The organism is Marinobacter gudaonensis (assembly GCF_900115175.1).
GTDB classification, from domain to species: domain Bacteria; phylum Pseudomonadota; class Gammaproteobacteria; order Pseudomonadales; family Oleiphilaceae; genus Marinobacter; species Marinobacter gudaonensis.
Window position 1 is genome coordinate 670,727 of record NZ_FOYV01000001.1, and the last position, 23,581, is coordinate 694,307.

Sequence of the window (23,581 nt, forward strand, 5' to 3'; positions counted from 1 at the left end):
GTCACGGTATTCTACATTGCTCACGGGCCAGGCCGGGGCTCCCGATCCAGAACGGCGCCTGGTGCCTCATTTCCTTTATCACCAACCGGTTAGCCTCAATGGTCATGCGTAAACCACCGGAACAGGCGGTATTGATAGCGGAGGCTCCTTTTGCCCGGTATCGGGCCGTCACCGTTGGGTGCGGATGACCATACCGATGGCGGTAGCCGGCGGTGTAAATCACCCAGTGCGGGCGAATAGTTTCTACCCACGGCTCGGAGGACGAAGTCTTGCTGCCGTGGTGCGGCGCCACCAGTATCCTGTTGATGGGCCTGGGCCCCACCACCGACCGCTCGGCCATGCCTTGCAGGAATAGACGCTCGATGTCCTCGCTTATATCCCCGGGCAGCAGCCATTCGGTGGCCGACGCAGGGTGGAAGATCCGCACCACGCAGGAGGCGTCGTTGCCTTCAACCGGACCACTGGCCTGCCAGAATTCGACCTCCAGGTCACCCAGGCTCGCGCGACCAGTCCGGCAGGGCTGCACCAATAAACCCGGCAGGCGGCCCTCTACTTCCGCCACTTCGCCAGCAATTACCTGCCCCACCGGTATTTTAGCCGCCAACTCTTCCAGACCGCCGGCATGATCATTATCGGCATGGCTGATCACCAGCGTATCAATGCGTCGGATGCCCATGGCCTCAAGATTTGGTAACAGGGTGGATTGCACTGCCGAAAACACGCCTGGTACTGCGGGCCCGGTATCATACAAAAGCACGTGCCGCCCAGACCGGACCAACACCGACAGGCCCTGCCCGACGTCCCAAACCCACACCTCCGGCGAGACTGCTTGGTCGTTGCGCTGGGATTGCACAGGCCCCAGTGCCAACCAGGCCACCACCAATATCGCCCCGACCAGGCGAAACCACCGAAACGGAAGCAGCACAAGAAAGGGAACCAGAACCGCGGCAACGGCCAATTCCCCAGCCGAATGTTGCATTTCGGGAAACGGCTGTTCGGCCAGCCAGGTCAATCCTCGCCACAGAGCGCCCAACAACCAGTCAAGCAGTGGCAAGAGGACCTGCGCCGCCGGCGGAAACAGGGCCGTCAGCAATCCTCCGGCAATCAACACCGGCATTACGACAAGAGCCAGCCATGGGATGGCTACAAGATTTGCAATCAGGCCGGCCAGGGGCTGACTCTGACCAAAGCTGGCAAGGATCGGCCAGAGGCCCGCAAACACGGCCACCTGCGCCACCAGCAAACCCGCCAGCCAGCCGGAACCGCCAAGACGGGAAGCAAAAGCGGCGATCAGCACCGCAACCGCCATGAAAGACAACCAGAAGCCCTGATCCAGCGGTGAGAAGGGATCCAGCAGCAGAACCACGGCCAGGGCTAAAAGGAAGGTTCGCCAAACCGGCGCCTGGCGCCCCAGAAGCAGAAGCCAGCCGCCAACGACCACCATCACCAGTGCCCGGCGGGTCGGTACAGTAAAGCCAGCGGCCAGGGCGTAGGCCAGGCAACTTACCGATACCAGTACGAAGACCAGTTGGCGTTCAAGGTGCTGGTCAAGGCGGCGGGTGGGCATCACCAGGACCAGCCGTCTGCCGACAAAGCCGGCGCCAACCGCCACCAACCCGAGGTGCAATCCCGAGATCGCGACCAGATGAATCGTCCCCGTCGCCTTGAGCGTGTCCCAATGATTGTCCGTCAGATGGCCCCGGTGCCCGGTCAACAGGGAAGCAATCAGGGGAAACTGCCGGGCACCGCCAAATCGGCCCTCCACCCACTCGTTAAGCTCGAGATGGACTTTCCGATATCGGCAGTTAAGGGAACAGACTACGGAGGGGTTGCTCTGGGCATCTCGCACCGAGCCGGTGGCGCGATAGCCTTTGCGGAACAGCCAGTCTTCATAGCGGAAGCCCGCCGGATTCAGGTTGCCGTGCGGGCGTTTGAGAACGACTTTCAAGCGCAGCTTGTGGCCGGGGAGGCGTTCGCCCGCATGTCCATACCAGGCCAGCCTGAGCAGAGCCGGAAGTTGACCTGATGACACCCGGCTCTCGAATCGTCGGGGCAAACCATGCCACTCTGTCACACAGAAACTGAAACGCAGGCTTCGGAAGCTGCCCGACGATGGTATGTCACACAGGTAGCCGGATACCTCCACCGCCTCACCCTCAAGGACCGAAGGCAATACCTCCGACAGCCGGTCCCGTGCGTGCCAGGAGGCCCATCCGAGACCTAGCAGAACGCCCAGCGCCGCTACCGCAAAACGGCGTGCCGTGGCGGACGGCCATAACAAAGCCAGTAGGCCCAGCGCCACGATAGTGGCAAGCACGTATTCGGGAGGTGGCAGTATCGACAACCAATACAGTAAGATAACGCCAAAAGAGAAGGTGATGACACCCAAAACCGCGAGGCCGCCCGCGCCTTCAACGCCAGGCGGACGGTTGATCGTTCCGGACAATCCATGTCCTCCTTTTTGTCACGTTCACCGGCAACATCCGATGTGCCGGCCTTACAACCCCATTTAAAGGCAGAACTTCACATGCCGAAGAAGTTCATGAAACGCTATCTGCCCTCACCGGAGAAAGTGCAGGCGATGCAATCGCTGAGCTTTCTGGGCGATATCCTTCATGAACCCAACCTCTGGCACATCAATCGTCATAGCGTGGCCCGGGCATTTCTCGTGGGCATCTGGTTCTGCTTTATCCCCATGCCCTTCCAGATGCTGGCAGCAGCCGGATTCGCCATCTGGTTCAATGCCAACCTACCCCTGTCCGTGGTGCTGGTGTGGATCAGCAATCCGGTGACCATGCCACCGATCTTCTACTTCAACTACAAGGTGGGCGCCTGGGCACTGGATCGTCCGTTACTCAGTTTCGAGTTCCAGCTGTCCTGGTCATGGATCAGCGAGCGCCTGCTCGACATTGGCATTCCCCTGTATCTCGGGTCATTGATTGTTGCAACCGTTTCCGCCTGTCTTGCCTACCTGATCATCCAATACCTCTGGCGCCGGAAAATCCGGTCCGACTGGCAGGTGCGGCGGACCAGGCGGCGACAGCGCCGACGGGCGGCCGATCAGATCTCCTGAATCAGGCGCCCCTGCTCAAGCCGCAACACCCTCCCCAGGCTTCGGGCCATCCTCATGTCGTGGGTAACCATCACAAACGCGATGCCAAGCTGGTCCCGCAGGGATTCGATCAATGCCTGCACGCCCTCACCGGTGTGCTCATCCAGATTGCCGGTGGGCTCATCCATCAGAACGCAGTCCGGCTCATTCACCAGGGCTCTGGCAATCGCCACCCGCTGGCGCTCGCCACCCGAGAGCTCTCCGGGTTTGTGTGACAAACGTTCAGCGAGCCCCACCTGCCCCAACAAAGTCCTGGCTTTTTCCCGGGCCTGGACCACTGACATCCCGCCCAGCACACAGGGCATCATGACGTTTTCCAGTGCCGGAAATTCCGGCAACAGATGGTGGAACTGGTATACAAATCCCAGATGACGATTCCGGAACCGGGCTCGCGCTGCTTCAGACAGACGGCTCATGTCCTGTCCACAGATGGAAATCTGACCGGACGAAGGCCGGTCCAGGCCGCCCAGAAGATTGAGCAGCGTGGTCTTGCCGGCACCACTGCTACCCACAATCGCCACCGTTTCCCCAGCCGCCACTTCCAGTGAAATATCGGCAAATATGGTCAGTTTTTCCGGCCCTTCGTTATAGGTGCGGGTGACCTGACGGCAGTCAATCACCAGCGGAGCATCGGTCATGGCTGAAGATTCCTTACTCATAGCGCAGCGCCTCCGCCGGATCGACCCTTGACGCCCGCCAGGCGGGGTAGATGGTCGCCAGAAGACTCATGGCCAGACCGGCGCCACTGATGATAGCGACGTCCTGCCATTGCAACTGCGATGGCAGGTAACTGATGAAATACACGTCTGCATTCAGGAACTGGTGACCAAGCACGCCCTCCAGCCACGAGATAAAGGCGCTGATATTGATGGCACCAAACACACCCAATGCGGTGCCAATGATGGTGCCGAACACTCCGATCACCGCCCCCTGCACGATAAAGATCCGCATGATCCGGCCCGGCGTTGCTCCCATTGTGCGCAGGATGGCGATATCGCCCGTTTTGTCAGTGACCACCATCACCAGCGTGGACACGATGTTGAACGCGGCAACGGCCACGATGAACATGAGCAGCAAACCGATCATGGTTTTCTCCATGCGAATGGCCTGGAAAAGGTTGCCATGGGTGCGGGTCCAGTCCGATACGTAATACCGGCCTTCCAGCTCCCGTGCCGCCTCGGTGGCGACCCTCGGCGCCGCGAACAGGTCATCCACCAGAAGACGAACACCCTCCGCCTTGCCGTCGGTACGCATCAGCTTGGCGGCATCATCCATGTGAATGAGGGTGTAGTTGCCATCCAGCTCCGCGCCAACGCTGAAGATACCCTTCACGGTAAAGCGCTTGAGCCTTGGCAAGACCCCGGCCGGTGTCACCGAAGCCTCGGGCAACACAACGGTTACGCGATCACCCACCTCCAGACGGAGGCTGGCCGCCATCAGCCGACCAATAATGATGCCGAACTCGCCGGAGACCAGGTCATCCAGCCTGCCCTCGGTCATATGGTTCTCGATGATCGAGACCGTCCGCTCCTGCTCGGGCAGAATACCGTTCAGCAGAACGCCCCGAACATTCCCGCCTCCGGTTACCATGCCCTGGCCCTGGATATAGGGTGCCGCAGCCAGCACTCGGGGATGTGACTCGACCCGGGCATCCAGGGCCTGCCAATCATCGAGGGGACCCACGCCCTGAATCGTGGCATGGGGCACCATACCCAGAATGCGTTGTTTCAATTCCCGATCGAAGCCGTTCATCACCGACAATACGATGATCAGTACGGCCACGCCCAGCATGAGGCCAATCATGGAGGTCAGGGAAATGAACGAAATAAAGTGATTCCGGCGCTTGGCCGCGGTGTAGCGCAAGCCGATGTAAAATGATAGTGGTCTGAACATTGAGCGGTGCCTGTTGCCTACTTCCGGACTGTCATCATCTGTGGATCCCCGAGGTTTCTCTGGCCCGCCTTGAAGGCGGCGTTCCACCATCGTGGGAAGCTGCTAAACTGTTCTGTACCAATAGAAAATTCAGTCTCCTGGAGCCCAGATGCAGTCATCTGATAATCCCGGCAAACCGGCCGGCTATGCCGCCGAACGCAGGGACTTTTTTCGCATTGAAGACCGGATCGGCCTGGAGATCCGCAAGCTGGCGCCTGACACCCCGCTGGACAGCGACGTTTTCGACGGCGACCACCTCGAGAGCCTGAAAGCCGAATTCAGGCGGCTGGACCAGGACGTTAAGTCCCATCTGGCCAGCCTTGCCGAGCGGGACCGGCTGCTTACCGGACTGATCAAATCCCTGAACGGCAAGCTGGATACGCTTGCGCGCATTATGGCCTTTGAGCAAAATCCGTTGCAACCGGACGACTGGCAGGACGTCACCCTGAGCGAAGGTGGGCTGTCATTTTTCAGCCGCACTCCAGCGTGGCAACCGGGCGACCGGATGGCTGTGCGCATGACCCTCCCTCCCGACCTGTTCCAACCCCAAGCCATCGCAGAGGTACTCGAGGTTGTGCCCGATGCCTCAGGCGGCACAAGGGTTCATACTGAATTTGTGCATCTGGACGACAGTGACCGTCAGCAGATCGCAAGACATGTGATGCGGTGGCAGATTCGGCAACGACAAAAAGGCTAAACTGGGGAAAAACGGGTGACTTTTGTTAGTCTTTTTCGGATATTACGCTTTATTCATGTCCCCCAACGGACACCAGCTTTCATGGAGATCCAATAATGAGAAAGTACAGAACCCTTCTTGGCGCGCTCACCGTCGGCTCTGCACTGATCTTTACACCGGTGGCGTCCGCCCTGGCGGAAGAGGTTCGGGTGCCTGTTGGCAGCCAGGCTGATCGCAAGCAGGCAGACCTGCCGCGGCACGGCGCCACCCAGGCCTCGGTCCGGGCTGCCTGGGGTGCCCCCATGGAAGTCCAGGGTCCTGTGGGCCAGCCGCCCATCAGCCAGTGGCACTACCAGACCTTCGTCGTCTACTTCGAGGGCGATCGGGTCATCCACACGGTGCTGAAGCCCAACCGCTGAATAGCCCGCGGCGGTGACAGATACAAATTTCAACTCCCCGGCCCTGACCAGCAGCCAAGTGTTGGTTAGAATGGCGTCTTTTCGATTCAAGGTGCTTTAAAGTGACAAGCCCACGACTGTTGCCTGCGGAATGGGCACCCCAGAGTGCCGTCCTGCTGACCTGGCCGCATCCAGGTACCGATTGGGCCGACTGCCTGGCCGAGGTGGAGCCCGTTTTCGAAGACATAGCGCGCGCGGTGCTGCGCCACGAACACCTGGTCATCAGTTGTGAACACGTGGTGCGTCTTCAGGCCCTGGAGAGAGACCTGAACCGTTACGCTGAAGAGAACGGATTGCCGGGCCGGGTCCGCACGGTGCCCGCACCGGCGAACGATACCTGGGCACGGGACCATGGGCCAATCACGGTGACGGACGGTGGCGTTCCGGTACTGCTGGATTTCCGGTTCAACGCCTGGGGCGGCAAGTTCCCGTTCGAAAAGGATGATGCTCTCAACAGCCACCTGGCCGGGGCCGGGGTGTTTGGCAAAACGCCCATGCAACCGGTGGAATTTGTCCTGGAAGGTGGCTCCATAGAGTCAGACGGTCTGGGCACTCTGCTTACCACCTCCGAATGTCTGCTCACACCCAGTCGCAACCCGGCACTGGACAGGACTGCCATAGAGCAATTGCTGTCAGAGGTTCTGGGGGCCGACCGTATCCTCTGGCTGAACCACGGCTACCTCGCCGGCGATGACACCGATAGCCACATCGATACCCTGGCGCGGTTCTGCGCACCAGACCACATCTGCTACGTATCCTGCCCCGATGTCGCAGATGAACACTACAGTGCCCTGGCCGCCATGGAAGAAGAACTTCAGGAATTCCGCCAGGCGGACGGCTCGCTGTACCGGCTGACAGCCCTGCCCTGGCCGGACGCCATCCACGACGACGAAGGCCACAGACTTCCGGCCACTTACGCGAATTTCCTGATCATCAATGACGCCGTGCTGTTTCCGGTGTACGGAGTGGCGCAGGACGACGAAGCCATCGCCATCATGACCGGTATCTTTCCGGACCGGAAAATCGTGCCCATTAACTGTCGCGCCTTGATCCAGCAGCACGGCAGCCTGCACTGTGTCACCATGCAAATTCCCGCAGGAGTAGTTACCTGATGAGCCATACTGCAGCCAGCAGCCAGCTTCACATTGCCGCCATCCAGCAGGCCTGCAGCAGCGACAAGGCCGCCAGCCTGGCGGCCTCCGAGAAACTGGTACGGGAGGCCGCAAAGGGGGGGGCGCAGCTGGTGGTTCTCCAGGAACTGCACGCCACCCTGTATTTCTGCCAGACCGAAGACACCTCGGTATTTGAGCTTGCCGAACCAATCCCCGGGCCCACCAGCCAGCGGCTGTCGGACCTGGCGAGAGAGCTGGACATCGTTCTAGTCGGCTCCATATTTGAACGTCGAATGAACGGCGTGTACCACAACACCGCCGTTGTGTTCGAGAAAGACGGCTCCATCGCCGGGCTCTACCGAAAAATGCACATCCCCGACGACCCGGGTTTCTACGAAAAATTCTATTTCACACCCGGTGATGCCACCTTCAACGATGGTCACAGCGGCTTCACCCCCATCGATACCTCGGTGGGTCGCCTGGGCGTACTGGTGTGCTGGGACCAGTGGTACCCGGAAGCCGCCCGGCTGATGGCGCTGGCCGGTGCCGAGATACTGATCTATCCCACCGCCATCGGTTGGGACGTAACCGATGATCCCGAGGAACAGGCCCGCCAGCTCGAGGCCTGGGTCACGGTTCAGCGTGGCCACGCCGTGGCCAACAACCTGCCCGTAGTGGCGCCCAACCGTGTTGGCATTGAACCCGACCCCTCAAGCCAGAGCGATGGCATCCGCTTCTGGGGCAACAGTTTCATCTGTGGGCCCCAGGGCGAATTCCTGGCCCGGGGCGATGATCAGTCCGAATGCATCCTGGCCGTAACCGTGGATCGCAACCGCAGTGAATCGATTCGCCGCATCTGGCCGTATTTCAGGGATCGCCGCATCGATGCATACGGCGATCTTCTGAAACGTGTGAGGGACTGAACCCGGGATGAAAAAACTGGTAGATACCGTAGTCGATGAACTCAACCAGATACTCCTGGGCAAGGACCAGCAGGTTCGACTGGCGCTCTGCGGCCTTCTGGCGAAGGGCCACCTTCTGATCGAAGACATTCCGGGGATGGGCAAGACCACGCTTTCCCATGCCCTGGCCAAGGTCATGGGGCTGAGCTACCAGCGCATCCAGTTCACCAACGACCTCTTGCCCGCCGACGTACTGGGCTACTCCATGTACGAGAAGGAAGCCGGCAACCTGGTGTTCCACCCGGGGCCAATTTTTGCCCAAGTGGTGTTGGCAGACGAGATCAACCGGGCCTCCCCGCGGACCCAGAGCGCCCTGCTCGAGGCCATGGAGGAGCGCCAGGTCTCCATTGAGGGGGAAACTCGCCCACTGCCGCAACCGTTCTTCGTGATTGCCACCCAGAACCCGATCGAACAGGGCGGCACTTATCCGCTGCCGGAGTCCCAGCTTGACCGGTTCCTGATGCGACTGCGTCTGGGCTACCCCGACCCAAGGGCCGAACGTGAGCTGCTGGAAGGTGAGGACCGGCGGGTGATGACCGAAAAGCTTGCCAAACTGCTCAGCCAGGAAGACCTGAAAACGCTACAGGACGCGGTGAGCCGCGTGACTGCCAGCCCCGCCCTGCTAGATTACGTCCAGCGGCTGCTTGAGCAAAGCCGCAGAGTGCCCGGATTGCTCTATGGCCTTTCTCCACGGGCCGGCCTGGGCCTGCTGCGGGCCGCCAAAGCCTGGGCATTGATGCAGGGACGGCACCACGTGCTGCCAGATGACATTCAGGCCGTATTCCCGTCCGTCGCCGAACACCGGCTGGAGCAAGGCGAATCCGGCAAAAGTGCCGAGCGCGTCCGTCAGCTCCTGGCCTCGGTTTCCGTGCTCGAATAAACCTAATCCGGTGCTCCCGGGCCTGAGCAAATAGCAAGGTTTTATAAGCGGAATTGGCCAAAACGAATGGCACGCCGCCACTTTCATGTTAGCCTTTCATCCCTTGTTCAAAGCGTCTGGCCCGGCCACCGGGCCCGTCAGGATACCGTTCTATTCAGTGAGAGAATCTTCAATGAGCGACACCAAACATTCCCGACTGATCATCCTGGGATCCGGCCCCGCCGGCTACACCGCAGCCGTCTACGCTGCCCGTGCCAACCTGAACCCCACCCTGATTACCGGAATCGAAGTCGGTGGCCAGCTCACCACCACCACTGACGTGGACAACTGGCCCGGCGACAATGACGGGGTACAGGGTCCGGAACTGATGCAGCGCATGCTCAAGCATGCCGAGCGCTTTGAAACCACCATCGTTTACGACACCATCAACGAAGCCGACCTTCGCAGCCGCCCGTTTCGCCTCAAGGGTGATGGCGGCGAATACACCTGCGACGCCCTGATTATCGCCACCGGCGCCTCCGCCATGTACCTCGGCCTCGAATCCGAAGAGCGCTTCAAGGGCCAGGGCGTCTCTGCCTGCGCCACCTGCGACGGCTTCTTCTACAAGAAGCAGAAAGTCGCGGTCATCGGCGGCGGCAACACCGCCGTTGAAGAGGCCCTGTACCTCTCCAACATCGCCGACGAAGTCACCCTGGTACACCGCCGCGACAGCCTGCGCGCCGAAAAGATCCTCCAGGACAAATTGTTCGAGAAAGCGAAAAACGGCAACGTGCGGATCGTCTGGGACCACACCCTGGATGAAGTCCTCGGCGACGGCACCGGCGTTACCGGCATGCGTATCAAGAGCACCAAAGACGGCGCCACCCAGGAAATCGACCTGGCGGGCGTATTCATCGCCATCGGCCACAAACCGAACACTGACCTGTTCCAGGGCCAGCTGGACATGGAAAACGGCTACATCCGCATCCGCTCCGGCCTCGAAGGCATGGCCACCCAGAGCAGCGTTCCCGGCGTGTTTGCCGCTGGCGATGTGGCTGACCACGTGTACCGACAGGCGGTTACCTCTGCTGGCTTCGGCTGCATGGCTGCCCTGGACGCGGAAAAGTTTCTGGATCAGCAGGAGTGATCTAATCTTTTTGGGAAGGCACTTCGGAAGCTGATCGAGGCCGGGAGGAGCCGCCTTCTAAAACTATGCGGAGCCATGGATGGCGGAGCCAAGCCTACAAGGACGTATTCACGGCGTGTTTTAGAAGGTGGGTCGTCCCGGTCGCGACTCCCCGGCCCGATAGCATCAAGATCAACGCGAACTCGGCAGTAAAAACCGGAGAAGGATGACCTCACTACCCTGGCTAGACCCCGACCAACTCTGGTTCCCCCCGGCCAATGAAGCCCTAGACGACCCGGACGGCCTGCTCGCCCTCGGCGGCGACCTCTCCACCGACCGACTGATCCTGGCCTACCGCAATGGCATCTTCCCCTGGTACAGCGACGACCAACCCATCCTCTGGTGGTCCCCCAACCCACGGTGTGTGCTGTTCCCGAGCGAGATTCACGTGTCCCGCAGCCTGCGCCGTACCCTCAACCAGCGCCGATTCCAGGTAACGGCTGACCAGGCGTTCGGTCGGATCATCCGCCTCTGCGCCTCCACCCGGGCCGAAGGCACCTGGATCACCGAAGACATGATTGCCAGCTATTCCCAGCTGCACAGAATGGGCGTGGCCCACTCCATCGAAATCTGGAACCGGCGCGGAGAGCTTGCCGGCGGCATGTACGGGCTCGCAATTGGACGGTGCTTCTTCGGAGAATCCATGTTTTCCCTGGAAACCAACGCCTCAAAGGTGCTGATGGTTCACCTGGCCCAACAGCTGAAGTGCTGGGGATATCGGATCATGGACTGCCAGGTAGAGAGCCGGCACTTGCTGACCATGGGTGCCCGGACTATTCCCAGGGAGGAGTTTTTATCTATACTCAGGATGAGTGTTGATCAGACCCCTGATCAGACCGACTGGACCTTCCACTGGCAATGGCCCGGGCCGGAGGAGTAAATGAGCAATCTCAGAACACTGGTGTTCTTCGCGACACCGCCCCACGATTGCAGTTACCTGCCAGACCGAGAAGCCACCACCATGTTCGTGGATCCCCGGGCTCATATCGACAAGAAACTTTACAGCCAACTGACTGCGCTCGGGTTTCGTCGCAGCGGTTCCCACTATTACCGGCCCCACTGCGAACAGTGCGACGCCTGTATTCCGGTACGCCTGAAAGTAGACGATTTCAAATCCGACCGCAGCCAGCGCCGGGTGTTGAAAAAGAATGCCGATCTGCAGTGCAGACTGGTGCCGGCGGTGTTTGCAGAACGCTACTACCAGCTTTACGCTCGCTATATCGAGGAGCGCCATCAGGACGGCGACATGTACCCACCCTCAAGGGAACAATTCACGTCGTTTCTGGTGGAGGGCGCCACCGATTCCTGTTTCCTTGAAATTCACCTGGACAACCGGCTGGTAGGCCTCGCGGCGGTGGATCTGCTGGACGACGGGCTCTCGGCCATCTACACCGTGTTTGATCCGGATATGGAAGACCGAAGCCTGGGTACCTACGCGATTCTCTGGCAGATAGAGGAAGCCAAACGACGAGGCCTGCCTCACCTCTACCTCGGCTATTGGATCAAGCAGTGCCGGAAGATGAACTACAAAACCCGCTTCCGGCCAATCCAGGCCCTTCACGACGGCCACTGGCGCGAGCTGGTTTAACGTTCCGGTTCACACCGCGCCCTCCCTGACTTTGCCAAACGCGGACAAATCAGGCAGAATTGCGCAATTTAAAATCACGAGAAGCATTTCCAAGCGAGGTTTCTACTGAATGGCGAAATCAGATGTCATTGAAATGGAAGGCGTTATTATCGATACGCTTCCAAACACCATGTTCCGGGTTGAGCTGAGCAACGGCCATGTTGTAACCGCTCATATCTCCGGCAAGATGCGCAAGAACTATATCCGCATCCTGACCGGCGACAAGGTCAAGGTTGAGCTGACTCCCTACGACCTGAGCAAGGGCCGCATTGTGTACCGCGCCCGCTAAGCCGCCAAGACATCTGAAAAGGCCCCTCCGGGGCTTTTTTGTTGGCCAAAAAAAACCGCTGCCGGCAAGCCGGACAGCGGTTTTTGTTTTCGACACATCGGCCGAAGGCGTCAGACCGCCTCGGCTGGCTCGTCCTCGTACTCGAACACCAGCTCGTCTTCGCGCAGGTGGATGTAGACATCCCCACCCTTCTCGGACAGTCGCCCGAACAGGATCTGCTCGGCCAGAGGCCGCTTGATCTTGTCCTGGATGAGCCGGGACATCGGCCGGGCACCCATGGTGACATCGTAGCCCTTCTCTGCCAGCCAGGCCTTGGCGGCATCGTCCACATGCAGAACCACATGCTTCTCGTCCAGCTGAGCCTGCAGCTCGGTGAGGAACTTGTCCACCACGTGAGTGATGGTGTCCTTCTGCAGATCGCCGAACTGGATGATACCGTCCAGACGATTGCGGAACTCCGGCGTAAAGGTCTTGCTGATGATCTCCATACCGTCGGTGCTGTGGTCCTGCTCGCTGAAACCAATGGAACGACGGGCCATGCTCTCGGCACCGGCGTTGGTGGTCATCACCAGGATCACATGGCGGAAATCTGCCTTGCGGCCATTGTTGTCGGTCAGCGTGCCGTGATCCATAACCTGCAGCAGCAGGTTGAAGACCTCAGGGTGCGCCTTCTCGATCTCATCCAGCAGCAGCACACAGTGCGGGTGCTTGTTGACCGCCTCGGTCAGCAGGCCGCCCTGGTCGTAGCCCACATAGCCCGGAGGCGCACCAATGAGCCGTGACACGGTGTGCCGTTCCATGTACTCGGACATGTCGAAACGTACCAGCTCGATGCCCAGCACCTTGGCCAACTGCTTGGTCACCTCGGTCTTGCCGACACCGGTCGGACCGGCAAACAGGAACGCGCCTTCGGGTTTCTCCGGCGCCTTCAGGCCGGCACGGGCCAGCTTGATGGCCGTGGACAGGGACTCGATGGCCGGATCCTGGCCGAACACCACCATCTTGAGATCCCGCTCCAGGTTCCGCAGCAGGTCCTTGTCGCTGGTGGACACGTTCTTCGGCGGAATCCGGGCGATATTCGCCACCACATCCTCGATGTCCGTCACGTCGATGGTCTTGCGCCGCTTGTTCTCCGGCTGCAGGCGCTGGCGCGCGCCGGCCTCATCGATAACATCAATGGCTTTGTCCGGCAGGTGGCGGTCGGTGATGTACCGGTCCGCCAGTTCCGCCGCCACTCTCAGGGCCTTGTCGGTGTACTTGAGATCATGGTGCTTCTCGAAGCTGGGCTTTAGGCCCTTGAGGATCTGGTAGGTGTCCTCAACGCTCGGCTCATTCACATCGATCTTCTGGAAACGACGCGCCAGGGCGCTGTCTTTCTCGAAGATGCCGCGAAACTCCTGGAAAGTGGTGGAGCCAATGCACCGGATCTCGCCGGAACTGAGCATCGGCTTGAGCAGGTTGGATGCGTCCATCACGCCGCCCGAAGCCGATCCCGCACCAATGATGGTGTGGATTTCATCGATGAACAGGATTGCGTGGTTCTCTTTCTTGAGCTCAGCGAGAAGGCCCTTGAGCCGTTTCTCGAAATCACCGCGGTACTTGGTACCGGCCAGCAGTGCGCCCAGGTCCAGCGAATAGACCACCGCGTCGGAAATAATCTCGGGTACCTGGCCATCGACAATCCGCTTGGCAAGGCCCTCGGCGATGGCGGTTTTACCAACACCGGCCTCGCCCACCAGCAGAGGGTTGTTCTTGCGTCGGCGCACCAGAATCTGCACCACCCGTTCAACCTCGTGCTCCCGGCCAATCAGGGGATCTATCCGTCCCTGCCGGGCCTGCTCATTGAGGTTGGTGGCGTAACTTTCCAGCGGCCGGGACTGGCCACCCTCTTCTCCGGCTTCCTCGTGAGACGCCTGCTCGTGACTTTCAGGATCTTCGGCGCCCTGCACCCTGGAAATGCCGTGGGACACAAAGTTGACCACGTCGATCCGGGCAATACTCTGCTTTTTCAGCACGTAGACAGCCTGGCTCTCCTGCTCGCTGAAGATGGCGACAAGCACATTGGCGCCGGTCACCTCTTTCTTGCCGGAGGACTGTACATGGAATACCGCGCGTTGCAGCACCCTCTGGAACCCCAGGGTCGGCTGGGTCTCCCGCTCGCTGTCATTGCTCGGAATCAGCGGTGTTGTGGAATCGACGAACTCGACCAGCTCTTCCTGAAGTCTCTTGAGATCTGCACCACAGGCTTTCAGGACGCCCACCGCCGATTCGTTATCCAGCAGGGCCAGCAACAAATGCTCCACAGTCATGAACTCATGACGCTTGTCCCGGGCATTCTTGAAGGCCGTGTTCAGCGTAATTTCTAGATCTTTGCTCAGCATGGGCCACCCCAACGTCTGTCAGTCCGCACGTTCAATCTCGCAAAGGAGCGGATGTTCGCATTCCGAGGAATACTGGTTCACCTGTGCCGCCTTTGTTTCCGCGATGTCCCGGGTATAAACCCCGCATACAGCCTTTCCCTGTGTATGGACGAGCAGCATCACCTGCGTCGCCTTTTCTTCGTTCATTCCGAAGAATTTCATCAACACATCCACCACAAAATCCATGGGCGTGTAGTCATCGTTCAGTAGCACCACCCGGTAGCGCGCAGGGCGCTTGAGAGCAGGCTTCTCGGGAGCAACACTGAGGTCATCCTGTCGCCCCGGTTGTTCGTCCTCCCCCTGATTGAATATTAGTAGAGAATTTTCGATAGTTCGCATCATTCTTTACCGGTTACTCGGTGTCCTTGCCTAAATGTGGTTGTCAGGTCCCGGGTTTTCAAGCGAAGTCGCTCACCCGGCGTGCACTATTTATCAATACGAGCATGATACCGTTTCCGGACCGCGTTCAACCACACATTCCGGGTGCAGAAACTATTGACTCGGTGCAGTGATTGGCCGAAAGTAAAGTTGCATTGTAAAATAATGTAAATCCATGCAAGGCTTCTGTAACAGATCCAGCGAACAGGACTCGGACCGCCGGTGCGACGGCCGATAGGCAAACACCAACAAGAAGAAAGACAGCAAAAGAACAGGGGAGTTCATCATGCCAAGAGGCAAGGTCAAGTGGTTCAACAATGCCAAAGGGTACGGATTCATCATCGAAGATGGCTGCAGTGATGATCTGTTTGCACATTTTTCGTCAGTTCAGATGGACGGCTACAAGACCCTGAAAGCCGGCCAGGCCGTTACCTTCGACAAAAAGCCCAGTGACAAGGGCATTCATGCGGTCAACATTGTCCCGGACGAGCAACCCGTGAAGAAAGCGCCGTCGGGTGACGACACCGCCACCAAGTCGGCAGATCAGGCCTCAGACCGGGACGGCTATCCGCCCCGCGCCGTAAACGCCTGAACCCGGCTGAACGATCGTTTTCCCGCCCCACCGGCCCCACCGGTGGGCCTGGTCTTTTCTGTGCCAGAAACCGCTCTCCCTTTGCGCACGCACCACATTGCAGTACCCTTCGCCAGATGACGATACGGCAACCTCTCTGAAACACGACCCAACATGGCAGAACTGGTTCTATTCAACAAACCCTTTCAAGTGCTCAGCCAGTTCACCGACCGGAGCGAGGACGGTGAGAAAGCCCGAGCCACCCTCAGCGATTATCTGGACATCCCCGGAATCTACCCCGCCGGCCGACTGGATTACGATTCTGAGGGATTGCTCCTGCTGACCTCCGAGGGGGCGTTGCAACACCGAATTGCCTCCCCGGCGCTGAAGATGGCAAAAACCTACTGGGTCCAGGTTGAAGGCGAGATTACCGACCACGCGTTAACCCAGCTTGCGCAGGGCGTGCCCCTCAAGGACGGGGTTACCCGACCGGCCAAGGTGAAAAGAATCCCTGAGCCTGCAGTCTGGCCCCGGGTACCACCTGTGCGTTTCCGGGAATCGGTGCCGGAGAGCTGGATTGAACTGACCATCACGGAAGGCAGGAACCGTCAGGTGCGGCGCATGACGGCGGCGGTGGGGTTTCCCACTCTGAGACTGATCCGCTATCGCATTGGTGACTGGTCCCTGGAAGGGCTGGCCCCCGGGGACTTCAGAACGGTCACGGTCAACCTGCCCTCACCTGCCAGAAACAGACCCCGCCCTGGGGCACGAACCGGGAGAAAACGATCATGACCTGGACACCCCATGCCACCGTTGCCGTGGTGGTTGAAGACGAATCCGGGCGATTCCTTATGGTGGAGGAACGAAGTAACGGGCGAGTTGTCTACAATCAGCCGGCGGGCCACATTGAGGAAGACGAAGCCATTCTCGATGCCGTGCGTCGGGAAACCCTCGAGGAAACCGGGTGGCGCGTGGAGCCGGCCCATTTTCTGGGAATCTACACCTACAAGGCGCCGGCCAACGGGGTGACCTACTACCGGTTCTGCTACGCGGCCCTCGCCCGGGAGCGCGTTACCGACCGGCTGGACGATGGCATCATTGCCGCCCACTGGCTGAGTCTCGACGAGATCCGGGCGCTCGGTCGCAAGTTACGCAGCCCTCTGGTGCTTCGCTGCATAGAGGATTACCGAAGTGGCCGCCGATACCCCCTTGAGGTGGTGGTCGACCGGCAGACGCAGACACCTTAAAAGTGCTAGAATCCGCCCCTTTCAGAAAGTAGCGACCACGTATTTACGCAGAAAGCACCGAAACACTCATGAGCCAGGCATCCGATACAACTTTTGCCACAGATCCTGCCCACACCCGTGTCATCGTCGGTATGTCTGGCGGTGTGGATTCGTCCGTAGCTGCCTGGCTGCTGAAAGACCAGGGCTATCAGGTCGAAGGCCTGTTCATGAAGAACTGGGACGAGGACGACGGTACCGAGTACTGCACCGCCATGACCGACCTGGCTGATGCCCAGGCCGTTGCCGACGCCATCGGCATCAAACTGCATACGGCCAGCTTCGCCGCCGAGTATTGGGACCGGGTGTTTGAGCATTTCCTGTCGGAATACCAGGCGGGCCGCACGCCGAATCCCGACATTCTGTGCAACAAGGAAGTGAAATTCCGTGCGTTCCTGGATTATGCTGTAACCCTGGGTGCCGACTTTATTGCTACCGGCCACTATGCCCGCCAGCGGCCCGTACCTGGCGCGCAGGGCAAAGCGCAGCTGCTCAAAGGCCTGGATCCCAACAAGGACCAGAGCTACTTCCTGCATGCAGTGTCCGGCGACCGCATTGCCCGTACGCTGTTTCCCGTGGGTGAACTTGAAAAACCGGAAGTGCGCCGGATTGCCGAGCAGCAGGGCTTCGTCACCCACGACAAAAAGGATTCCACGGGTATCTGCTTTATTGGCGAACGCAAGTTCCGGGACTTTCTCAAACAGTACCTTCCCGCCCAGCCTGGCGACATTGAAACCCCGGATGGTCGTAAAATCGGCAGGCACCAGGGTCTCATGTACCACACCATCGGACAGCGCCAGGGCCTTGGGATTGGTGGCCTGAGCGAATTCGGGGACGACCCCTGGTATGTCGCCGAGAAGGATCTGGAGCGGAATGTGCTGATAGCTGTGCAAGGTAAGCAGCACCCATTACTGTTTTCCCGTGGCCTCGTGTCCGGGCCCATTGACTGGGTTGCGGGAGAGCCACCCGCAACGGAATTCCGGTGCAAGGCCAAGACCCGTTACCGCCAGCCCGACCAGGACTGTCTCGTGACCGTGCTCCACAATGGCGTAAAAGTGGTGTTTGACGACGCCCAGCGGGCGGTCACCCCCGGACAGTCGGTGGTGTTCTATGAGGGTGAGATATGCCTGGGTGGCGGCGTTATCGAGGAAACCTGGCGAGACGACTCACCGCAACCTGCCCGCCTGACCGACGCTCTCCGGGGTACGCCCGCATGAGTCGCTCCCTGAAAGATCAGACACTGGCCCTGGCCGGGGTATTCCAGGCAGCCAATCTGGTTCAGCAGATTGCCCACAACGGTCAGTGCAACGAAGCGAGCCTCGAAACTTCCCTGCGCTCGTTGTTCGCCACCAACCCGGCCAACACACTGGACGTCTTCGGCGGCGAGCTACGCGACATTCGCGAAGGCCTGGTGACCCTGTCGTCGGTACTCAGCCAGCAAAGTCGCCAGCAGGACATCGAGGTGCTGCGTTACGCACTCAACCTCATCCACCTGGAGTCCAAGCTGAACCGACGTTCGGACATGCTGGATGTGATCGGTAGCCGGATCGACCAGGCCCGGCATACAGCGAACCACTTCGGGTATACCCACCCGAACCTCATCAGCAATCTGGGCTCGGTCTATTCGGACACCATCAGCACCTTCCGGATGCGTATTCAGGTCAGCGGCAATCCCTCCATCCTTCAGCGGGAAGAGAACGCTGCCAAGGTGCGGGCACTGCTTCTCGCAGGCATCCGCTCAGCCGTGCTCTGGCGCCAGACCGGCGGGCGCCGCTGGCAGTTGATCTTCTCCCGGAAAAAGGTGATTACCCTGGCCCGTGAGCTGGCCGAGGAAGCGAACAACACGCTGTATCACTGACCTATACAGACCCCAGCAACGCTGAATCGACGCCGGTGCTGGTGTATCATAGCGCTCCTGATTTTCTTTTGACCGACTGTTTGATCACTTTGAGAGGTTTTCGATGGAACTCACCGCCCTGACCGCCATTTCCCCGGTCGATGGACGCTATGGCAGCAAAGTCAGCGTCTTCCGTGAAATTTTCAGTGAATATGGCCTGATCAGGAACCGCGTTACCGTCGAGATCCGCTGGTTGCAGAAACTGGCTGCTCACCCCGACATCCCGGAAGTGCCTGCCTTCTCGACTGAAGCCAACACCGTGCTGGACCGACTGGTGAGCGGTTTCAGCCTCGAGGACGCCGAGCGCATCAAGGAGATCGAACGCACCACCAATCACGATGTAAAGGCGGTGGAGTACTTCATCAAAGAAAAGATTGCCGAGGTGCCTGAACTGCACGCGGTAACCGAGTTCGTGCACTTTGCCTGCACCTCCGAGGACATCAACAACCTGTCCCACGCGCTCATGCTCCGTGAAGGCCTTGACCACGGTTTGCTGCCAGCCATGGACCGGATCATCGACAAGCTCGCGCAGCTGTCCCACGATCACGCCCAGCAACCGATGCTCTCCCGCACCCACGGCCAGACGGCATCACCGACCACCGTGGGCAAGGAGCTGGCCAACGTGGTCTACCGTCTGCGCCGCCAGGCGATCCAGATCCGAGGCGTGGAACTGCTGGGCAAGATCAATGGGGCCGTGGGAAATTACAACGCTCACCTTTCTGCCTACCCGAACATCGACTGGGCCCTGAATGCCCAGGAATTCATCGAGAGTCTCGGGCTCAACTGGAACCCCTACACCACCCAGATTGAACCCCACGACTATATCGCCGAACTCTACGACGCCATCGCCCGGTTCAACACCATTCTGATCGATCTGGACCGCGATATCTGGGGCTATATCTCTTTGGGTTACTTCAAGCAGAAAACCGTGGAAGGCGAAGTCGGCTCATCCACCATGCCCCACAAGGTCAACCCGATCGATTTCGAGAACTCCGAGGGCAACCTGGGCATCGCCAACGCCCTGTTCAGTCATCTCTCGGCCAAACTGCCGATCTCCCGCTGGCAGCGGGATCTGACCGATTCCACGGTGCTGCGCAACCTCGGCGTCGGTTTCGCCCACAGCCTGATCGCCTATGAAGCCACGCTGAAGGGCCTGGGTAAGCTCGAAATCAACCCGGCGCGTCTCGATGAGGATCTTGACCACGCCTGGGAAGTGCTTGCCGAGCCCATCCAGACCGTCATGCGCCGCTACAACATCGAGAAACCCTACGAAAAGCTCAAGGCGTTGACCCGGGGCAAGGCAATGACACCGGAAGTGATCAAGACTTTCGTGGAAAGCCTCGACATACCGGACCAGGCCAAGGCCGAACTGATGGCGCTAACGCCCGGACGCTACATCGGTAATGCCGTCGATCAGGCACAGAACATCTGATAACCGGAGACGATCCATGGAACTGCTTGGCGGACTCACAGCCACCGAATTTCTGCGGGACTACTGGCAGAAAAAACCGCTGGTGATCCGGCAGGCCTTTCCCGGCTTCCAGTGCCCGGTCAGCGCCGATGAGCTTGCCGGCCTGGCCTGCGAGGAAGGCGTGGAATCCCGGATCGTGATCGAGAATGACCAGGGCAAGCCCTGGCAGCTGCACAACGGCCCCTTCGCCCCGGATCGCTTCAGCGAATTGCCCGAGCAGGACTGGACCCTTCTGGTACAGGGCCTGGACCACTGGGTACCGGAGATCGCCGATCTGCTGGAGCATTTCCGGTTTGTACCCAACTGGCGGCTGGACGACATCATGGCCAGCTACGCCCCCAAAGGCGGCAGCGTCGGCCCCCACTACGACCAGTACGACGTCTTCCTGCTGCAGGCCCAGGGCCATCGGCGCTGGACCTTTGGCGGCCACTGTGACCACACCTCACCACGGGTGGAAGGCACACCGTTGCGCATCCTGAGCAGTTGGGATGGCGAGGAAACCGTGACCCTGGCACCCGGCGACATGCTGTATCTGCCGCCGGGCATCGGCCACCACGGTGTAGCGGAAGACGACTGCATCACCCTGTCTATCGGTTTCCGTGCGCCCACCGTGGACGACGTTCTGACGGGCTTTACCGACTTCCTGTGTAGCCACTCGGATGCGGCTGACCACCTGAACGACCCCGATCTTCAGGTGCAGGATAATCCCGGAACAATCGGACCGGAGGTGGTTTCCCGGCTGGAAGCGGTCATACGCGAGAAACTCGGCGACCGCCTCCAGCTGGCCCTGTGGTTTGGGCAGTACTCAACAGCCCCCAAGAGCCTGGACATCGTCGTTCCGGCCGAGGAGCCCGCAGACGCCGGCGATCTTGCCGAGGCCATCCGGGCTGGCGAGCAGATGCGCTGGAACGAGGGCTCGCGCTTTGCCTACTACGAATTCGATGCTGAAACGGCACTGTTTGTGGACGGCGAGCAGTTCCTGCTGAGGGGCGATGCCCGCCCTCTGGCGCCCCTGCTCTGCGCTGGCGCGCGCATCGACATGGAAGCGTTGGCAGGGTTTGCCGACGACGCCGCGTTGCTCGGGCTTCTGACCACGCTCTACAATCAGGGCTCGGTGTACTTCGAATAGAACCGATTCCTGTCAGGCTGCACCATGGACATCCGTTTCCGAAAATACAGCTGGCAACTGGCGCCCGCCTCCGTGCGGGACATCCGCGAGCGCGTATTCATCCGCGAACAGAAGGTGCCGCCCGAGCTTGAGTGGGATCAGACCGATGAGATTGCCGACCATTACCTGGCAGTGCTCCCGGACAACACCCCGGCAGGCGTTGCCCGATTGTTCTCGACGCTCGAGGAAACCGGCCACATTGGCCGAATGGCAATCCTGCCAGAACATCGGGGAAGCGGCATTGGCGAGGCGCTGCTTCGCCACCTGATTCAGGAATCCGCCGGCCGCTTCTCGGAGCTCCGGCTCTCAGCCCAGGAACACGCCATCCCCTTCTACCAGCGCTCCGGCTTCCACGTCTGTTCAGACGTGTATGACGACGCCGGCATACCCCACTACGACATGCGTTGCCTGGCGCCGGAACTGGCCGCGCAGGCGCTGACAACCGTGGACCACCCGATGATCCTGGGCATGGACAGCGATTCCTGGTTGTTCAACAGCGAACATCGACTGGTTGCCCTCATGGACTCAGTTGTAGGCCAGGCGGGCCAGCGGATCTGGCTGTATGATCGCCTGCTGTCACACGACCTGTACGACCGTCACCGGTTTCGTGAATTGATTTCCACACTCGCCCGGCGCCATCGACTCAGCGAAGTACGTCTGCTGATCCACGACGACAAGCCTCTGGTGAAGCGTCGACATCGGCTGGTGGAACTGATGCGGCGACTGCCCAGCCGGATGGAGCTGCGACTGGTCAACACCGACTATCCGGTGGCCAATCAGCCATTCGCCCTGGTGGACAGGGAGGGTGTGGTTTACCGCCACGACTTCGACAAGCCGGAAGGGTTTGCCAAGTTTTCCGACGGTGGTCGTGTGAAGCTGCTGTCCGAGGATTTCCAGCGCATGTGGGACGCTGCCCGGCCTTCCGTGGAGCTACGCGAACTACCGCTCTGAGTGGTGAGCCTGGGGCGCTTCCGGGGCCTCGAACCGTGTGCCGAAAGGCGCAAACTCGGTATCCACTTCACTGGCGACCTCTGCGATCAGTTTGCGCAACCATTGATGGTCTGCATTGTGCTGAAGCAGTGGACTCCACGCCATCTTCAGCTCGAACGGCGGAATCTCGAACGGGGGCACCTTAACCACGAGATTGGGGTTATCCTTCTGCAGCCAGGCTGCCCGCGACGGCAGTGTGGCGATCAGGTCGTGCTGTTCCGCCAGGAGCATGGCCACCTGATAGTGGCGGGTAAAGACCGAGATCTGCCGTTTTCGGCCCATGCGCGACAAGGCCTCATCCACCCAGCCCAGCCGCTGGACATCCTTGGGATTGACACCAACGCCCACGCCGAATCCGGTCTTGCTCACCCAGATATGGCTGGCGTCCAGATAGGTGTCGAGCGTGAAGGGCTCTCGCAGCAACGGGTTCCGGGCGTTCATCAGGCAGGCAAAATATTCTGTCCAGAGCGTTTTCTGATGAAAGGACTGGGGAATCTTGTCAAACCGGTTGATCGCCATGTCGAGCCGCCCCTGCTCAACGTCGAGGAAACTGACATCGCTCGGCGTGAGCACGTCGAGGGTCACCTGGGGAGCTTCCTGGCGAATACGGCGCAGTACTCGCGGCATCAGGCAGGATTCGGCGTAATCACTGGCCATGATCCGGAACACCCGCTGGCTCTCCAGGGCCGAGAACGGCGTCTTTTCCTGCACCGCCTGCTCGATGTCGGAAAGAATGCCCCGGACCAGCGGTTGCAGTTCCCGCGCGCGCTCAGTGGCGCTCATGCCCTCACTGGTGCGCACCAGCAGTGGATCGCTGAACAGATCCCTCAAGCGTCGCAACCCGTTACTCATGGCCGGCTGAGTGATCCCCAGATGGTTTGCCGCCTTGGTCACATTCCGCTCCCGCAGCAGCACATCCAGATACACAAGGAGGTTAAGGTCAACGCGGGATATGTCCACAGTTCACTCCGAAACGCAGATAAAACAGGATTTCCGGGCTTTTATTTACGATAACAATATACATGACACCCGTGATTCACGATATCAATTCACCAGCATCTCCGTTCACATTCGGAAAAGGATCTAATGTCGTATTTCTGCTAGTCTTTTCGTCAGTTGCTGAATACTATCGTGAGTTTTCGGGCGGTTCGCATGGCTGCCATCCCTTGATCCTGAAGCCGGAGTCGTAA

The 23,581-nt window shown here is 59.8% G+C and carries 24 protein-coding genes; 18 read left to right on the forward strand and 6 right to left on the reverse strand.

The window, feature by feature from the left end; genetic code table 11:
- Position 1 precedes the first annotated feature (1 nt).
- Positions 2-2,446 carry a DNA internalization-related competence protein ComEC/Rec2 gene (locus BM344_RS03065; protein WP_228143540.1) on the reverse strand — a complete coding sequence of 815 codons (2,445 nt, stop codon included), beginning with the start codon at positions 2,444-2,446 and terminating at the stop codon, positions 2-4.
- 81 nt (positions 2,447-2,527) lie between these two features.
- Here BM344_RS03065 and BM344_RS03070 point away from each other — a divergent pair, with 81 nt between their 5' ends.
- Positions 2,528-3,073 carry a DUF2062 domain-containing protein gene (locus tag BM344_RS03070; protein WP_091985873.1) on the forward strand — a complete coding sequence of 182 codons (546 nt, stop codon included), beginning with the start codon at positions 2,528-2,530 and terminating at the stop codon, positions 3,071-3,073.
- Here the strand turns inward: BM344_RS03070 and BM344_RS03075 are convergent.
- Both BM344_RS03075 and BM344_RS03080 read right to left on the reverse strand, forming a co-directional pair.
- The gene (locus tag BM344_RS03075; protein WP_091985875.1) at positions 3,061-3,750 is read right to left on the reverse strand and encodes an ABC transporter ATP-binding protein; all 690 of its coding nucleotides are present in this window, start codon (positions 3,748-3,750) and stop codon (positions 3,061-3,063) included. The genes BM344_RS03070 and BM344_RS03075 overlap by 13 nt on opposite strands.
- Before the next feature lie 13 nt (positions 3,751-3,763).
- Positions 3,764-5,005, reverse strand: coding sequence for a lipoprotein-releasing ABC transporter permease subunit (locus BM344_RS03080; protein WP_091985878.1), 1,242 nt, complete (start codon positions 5,003-5,005; stop codon positions 3,764-3,766).
- A 148-nt stretch (positions 5,006-5,153) separates the two neighbouring features.
- Here BM344_RS03080 and BM344_RS03085 point away from each other — a divergent pair, with 148 nt between their 5' ends.
- The 9 genes from BM344_RS03085 (at position 5,154) to infA (ending at position 12,213) form a co-directional block, all read left to right on the forward strand.
- Positions 5,154-5,741, forward strand: a complete 588-nt coding sequence (locus tag BM344_RS03085) for a PilZ domain-containing protein (protein ID WP_091985881.1) — start codon at positions 5,154-5,156, stop codon at positions 5,739-5,741.
- A 95-nt stretch (positions 5,742-5,836) separates the two neighbouring features.
- The gene (locus BM344_RS03090) at positions 5,837-6,139 is read left to right on the forward strand and encodes a hypothetical protein (protein WP_091985884.1); all 303 of its coding nucleotides are present in this window, start codon (positions 5,837-5,839) and stop codon (positions 6,137-6,139) included.
- A gap of 101 nt (positions 6,140-6,240) precedes the next feature.
- The gene (locus BM344_RS03095) at positions 6,241-7,290 is read left to right on the forward strand and encodes an agmatine deiminase family protein (protein ID WP_167363206.1); all 1,050 of its coding nucleotides are present in this window, start codon (positions 6,241-6,243) and stop codon (positions 7,288-7,290) included.
- The gene (locus tag BM344_RS03100) at positions 7,290-8,213 is read left to right on the forward strand and encodes a carbon-nitrogen hydrolase (RefSeq protein ID WP_091985889.1); all 924 of its coding nucleotides are present in this window, start codon (positions 7,290-7,292) and stop codon (positions 8,211-8,213) included. The genes BM344_RS03095 and BM344_RS03100 overlap by 1 nt, the downstream gene beginning before the upstream one ends.
- A gap of 7 nt (positions 8,214-8,220) precedes the next feature.
- A complete protein-coding gene (locus tag BM344_RS03105) occupies positions 8,221-9,132 on the forward strand; it encodes an AAA family ATPase (RefSeq protein WP_091985892.1) in 912 nt (303 codons plus the stop codon).
- 172 nt (positions 9,133-9,304) lie between these two features.
- A complete protein-coding gene (trxB, locus tag BM344_RS03110; protein WP_091985895.1) occupies positions 9,305-10,258 on the forward strand; it encodes a thioredoxin-disulfide reductase in 954 nt (317 codons plus the stop codon).
- A gap of 205 nt (positions 10,259-10,463) precedes the next feature.
- A complete protein-coding gene (aat, locus tag BM344_RS03115; RefSeq protein WP_091985897.1) occupies positions 10,464-11,177 on the forward strand; it encodes a leucyl/phenylalanyl-tRNA--protein transferase in 714 nt (237 codons plus the stop codon).
- Positions 11,178-11,885, forward strand: coding sequence for an arginyltransferase (locus BM344_RS03120; RefSeq protein ID WP_091985900.1), 708 nt, complete (start codon positions 11,178-11,180; stop codon positions 11,883-11,885).
- Between the two features lie 109 nt (positions 11,886-11,994).
- A complete protein-coding gene (infA, locus tag BM344_RS03125; RefSeq protein WP_014421226.1) occupies positions 11,995-12,213 on the forward strand; it encodes a translation initiation factor IF-1 in 219 nt (72 codons plus the stop codon).
- A 110-nt stretch (positions 12,214-12,323) separates the two neighbouring features.
- Here the strand turns inward: infA and clpA are convergent, their stop codons facing one another.
- Entirely contained in the window at positions 12,324-14,594 is a 2,271-nt protein-coding gene (clpA, locus tag BM344_RS03130; protein ID WP_091985903.1) for an ATP-dependent Clp protease ATP-binding subunit ClpA, read from the reverse strand.
- 18 nt (positions 14,595-14,612) lie between these two features.
- Positions 14,613-14,972, reverse strand: coding sequence for an ATP-dependent Clp protease adapter ClpS (gene clpS, locus BM344_RS03135; RefSeq protein WP_091990741.1), 360 nt, complete (start codon positions 14,970-14,972; stop codon positions 14,613-14,615).
- Positions 14,973-15,297: 325 nt separating this feature from the next.
- Between clpS and BM344_RS17735 the strand changes: the two genes are divergently transcribed.
- The 8 genes from BM344_RS17735 (at position 15,298) to BM344_RS03175 (ending at position 22,352) form a co-directional block, all read left to right on the forward strand.
- Positions 15,298-15,603 carry a cold shock domain-containing protein gene (locus BM344_RS17735; RefSeq protein WP_091985906.1) on the forward strand — a complete coding sequence of 102 codons (306 nt, stop codon included), beginning with the start codon at positions 15,298-15,300 and terminating at the stop codon, positions 15,601-15,603.
- A 153-nt stretch (positions 15,604-15,756) separates the two neighbouring features.
- Positions 15,757-16,374, forward strand: a complete 618-nt coding sequence (locus tag BM344_RS03145; protein WP_091985909.1) for a pseudouridine synthase — start codon at positions 15,757-15,759, stop codon at positions 16,372-16,374.
- A complete protein-coding gene (locus BM344_RS03150) occupies positions 16,371-16,829 on the forward strand; it encodes an NUDIX hydrolase (RefSeq protein ID WP_091985911.1) in 459 nt (152 codons plus the stop codon). Before BM344_RS03145 ends, BM344_RS03150 begins: the two co-directional genes overlap by 4 nt.
- A 68-nt stretch (positions 16,830-16,897) precedes the next feature.
- The gene (gene mnmA, locus BM344_RS03155) at positions 16,898-18,082 is read left to right on the forward strand and encodes a tRNA 2-thiouridine(34) synthase MnmA (RefSeq protein WP_139229622.1); all 1,185 of its coding nucleotides are present in this window, start codon (positions 16,898-16,900) and stop codon (positions 18,080-18,082) included.
- On the forward strand, positions 18,079-18,723 hold the full coding sequence (hflD, locus tag BM344_RS03160) for a high frequency lysogenization protein HflD (RefSeq protein WP_091985913.1): 645 nt from the start codon (positions 18,079-18,081) through the stop codon (positions 18,721-18,723). The genes mnmA and hflD overlap by 4 nt, the downstream gene beginning before the upstream one ends.
- 103 nt (positions 18,724-18,826) lie before the next feature.
- On the forward strand, positions 18,827-20,194 hold the full coding sequence (purB, locus tag BM344_RS03165) for an adenylosuccinate lyase (protein ID WP_091985916.1): 1,368 nt from the start codon (positions 18,827-18,829) through the stop codon (positions 20,192-20,194).
- A gap of 16 nt (positions 20,195-20,210) precedes the next feature.
- The gene (locus tag BM344_RS03170) at positions 20,211-21,362 is read left to right on the forward strand and encodes a cupin domain-containing protein (protein WP_091985917.1); all 1,152 of its coding nucleotides are present in this window, start codon (positions 20,211-20,213) and stop codon (positions 21,360-21,362) included.
- 24 nt (positions 21,363-21,386) lie between these two features.
- Positions 21,387-22,352: a GNAT family N-acetyltransferase gene (locus BM344_RS03175; protein WP_091985919.1), complete on the forward strand. Its 966-nt coding sequence runs from the start codon at positions 21,387-21,389 to the stop codon at positions 22,350-22,352.
- Here the strand turns inward: BM344_RS03175 and BM344_RS03180 are convergent.
- Positions 22,341-23,351 carry a LysR family transcriptional regulator gene (locus BM344_RS03180; protein WP_091985972.1) on the reverse strand — a complete coding sequence of 337 codons (1,011 nt, stop codon included), beginning with the start codon at positions 23,349-23,351 and terminating at the stop codon, positions 22,341-22,343. The genes BM344_RS03175 and BM344_RS03180 overlap by 12 nt on opposite strands.
- Positions 23,352-23,581: the final 230 nt, after the last annotated feature.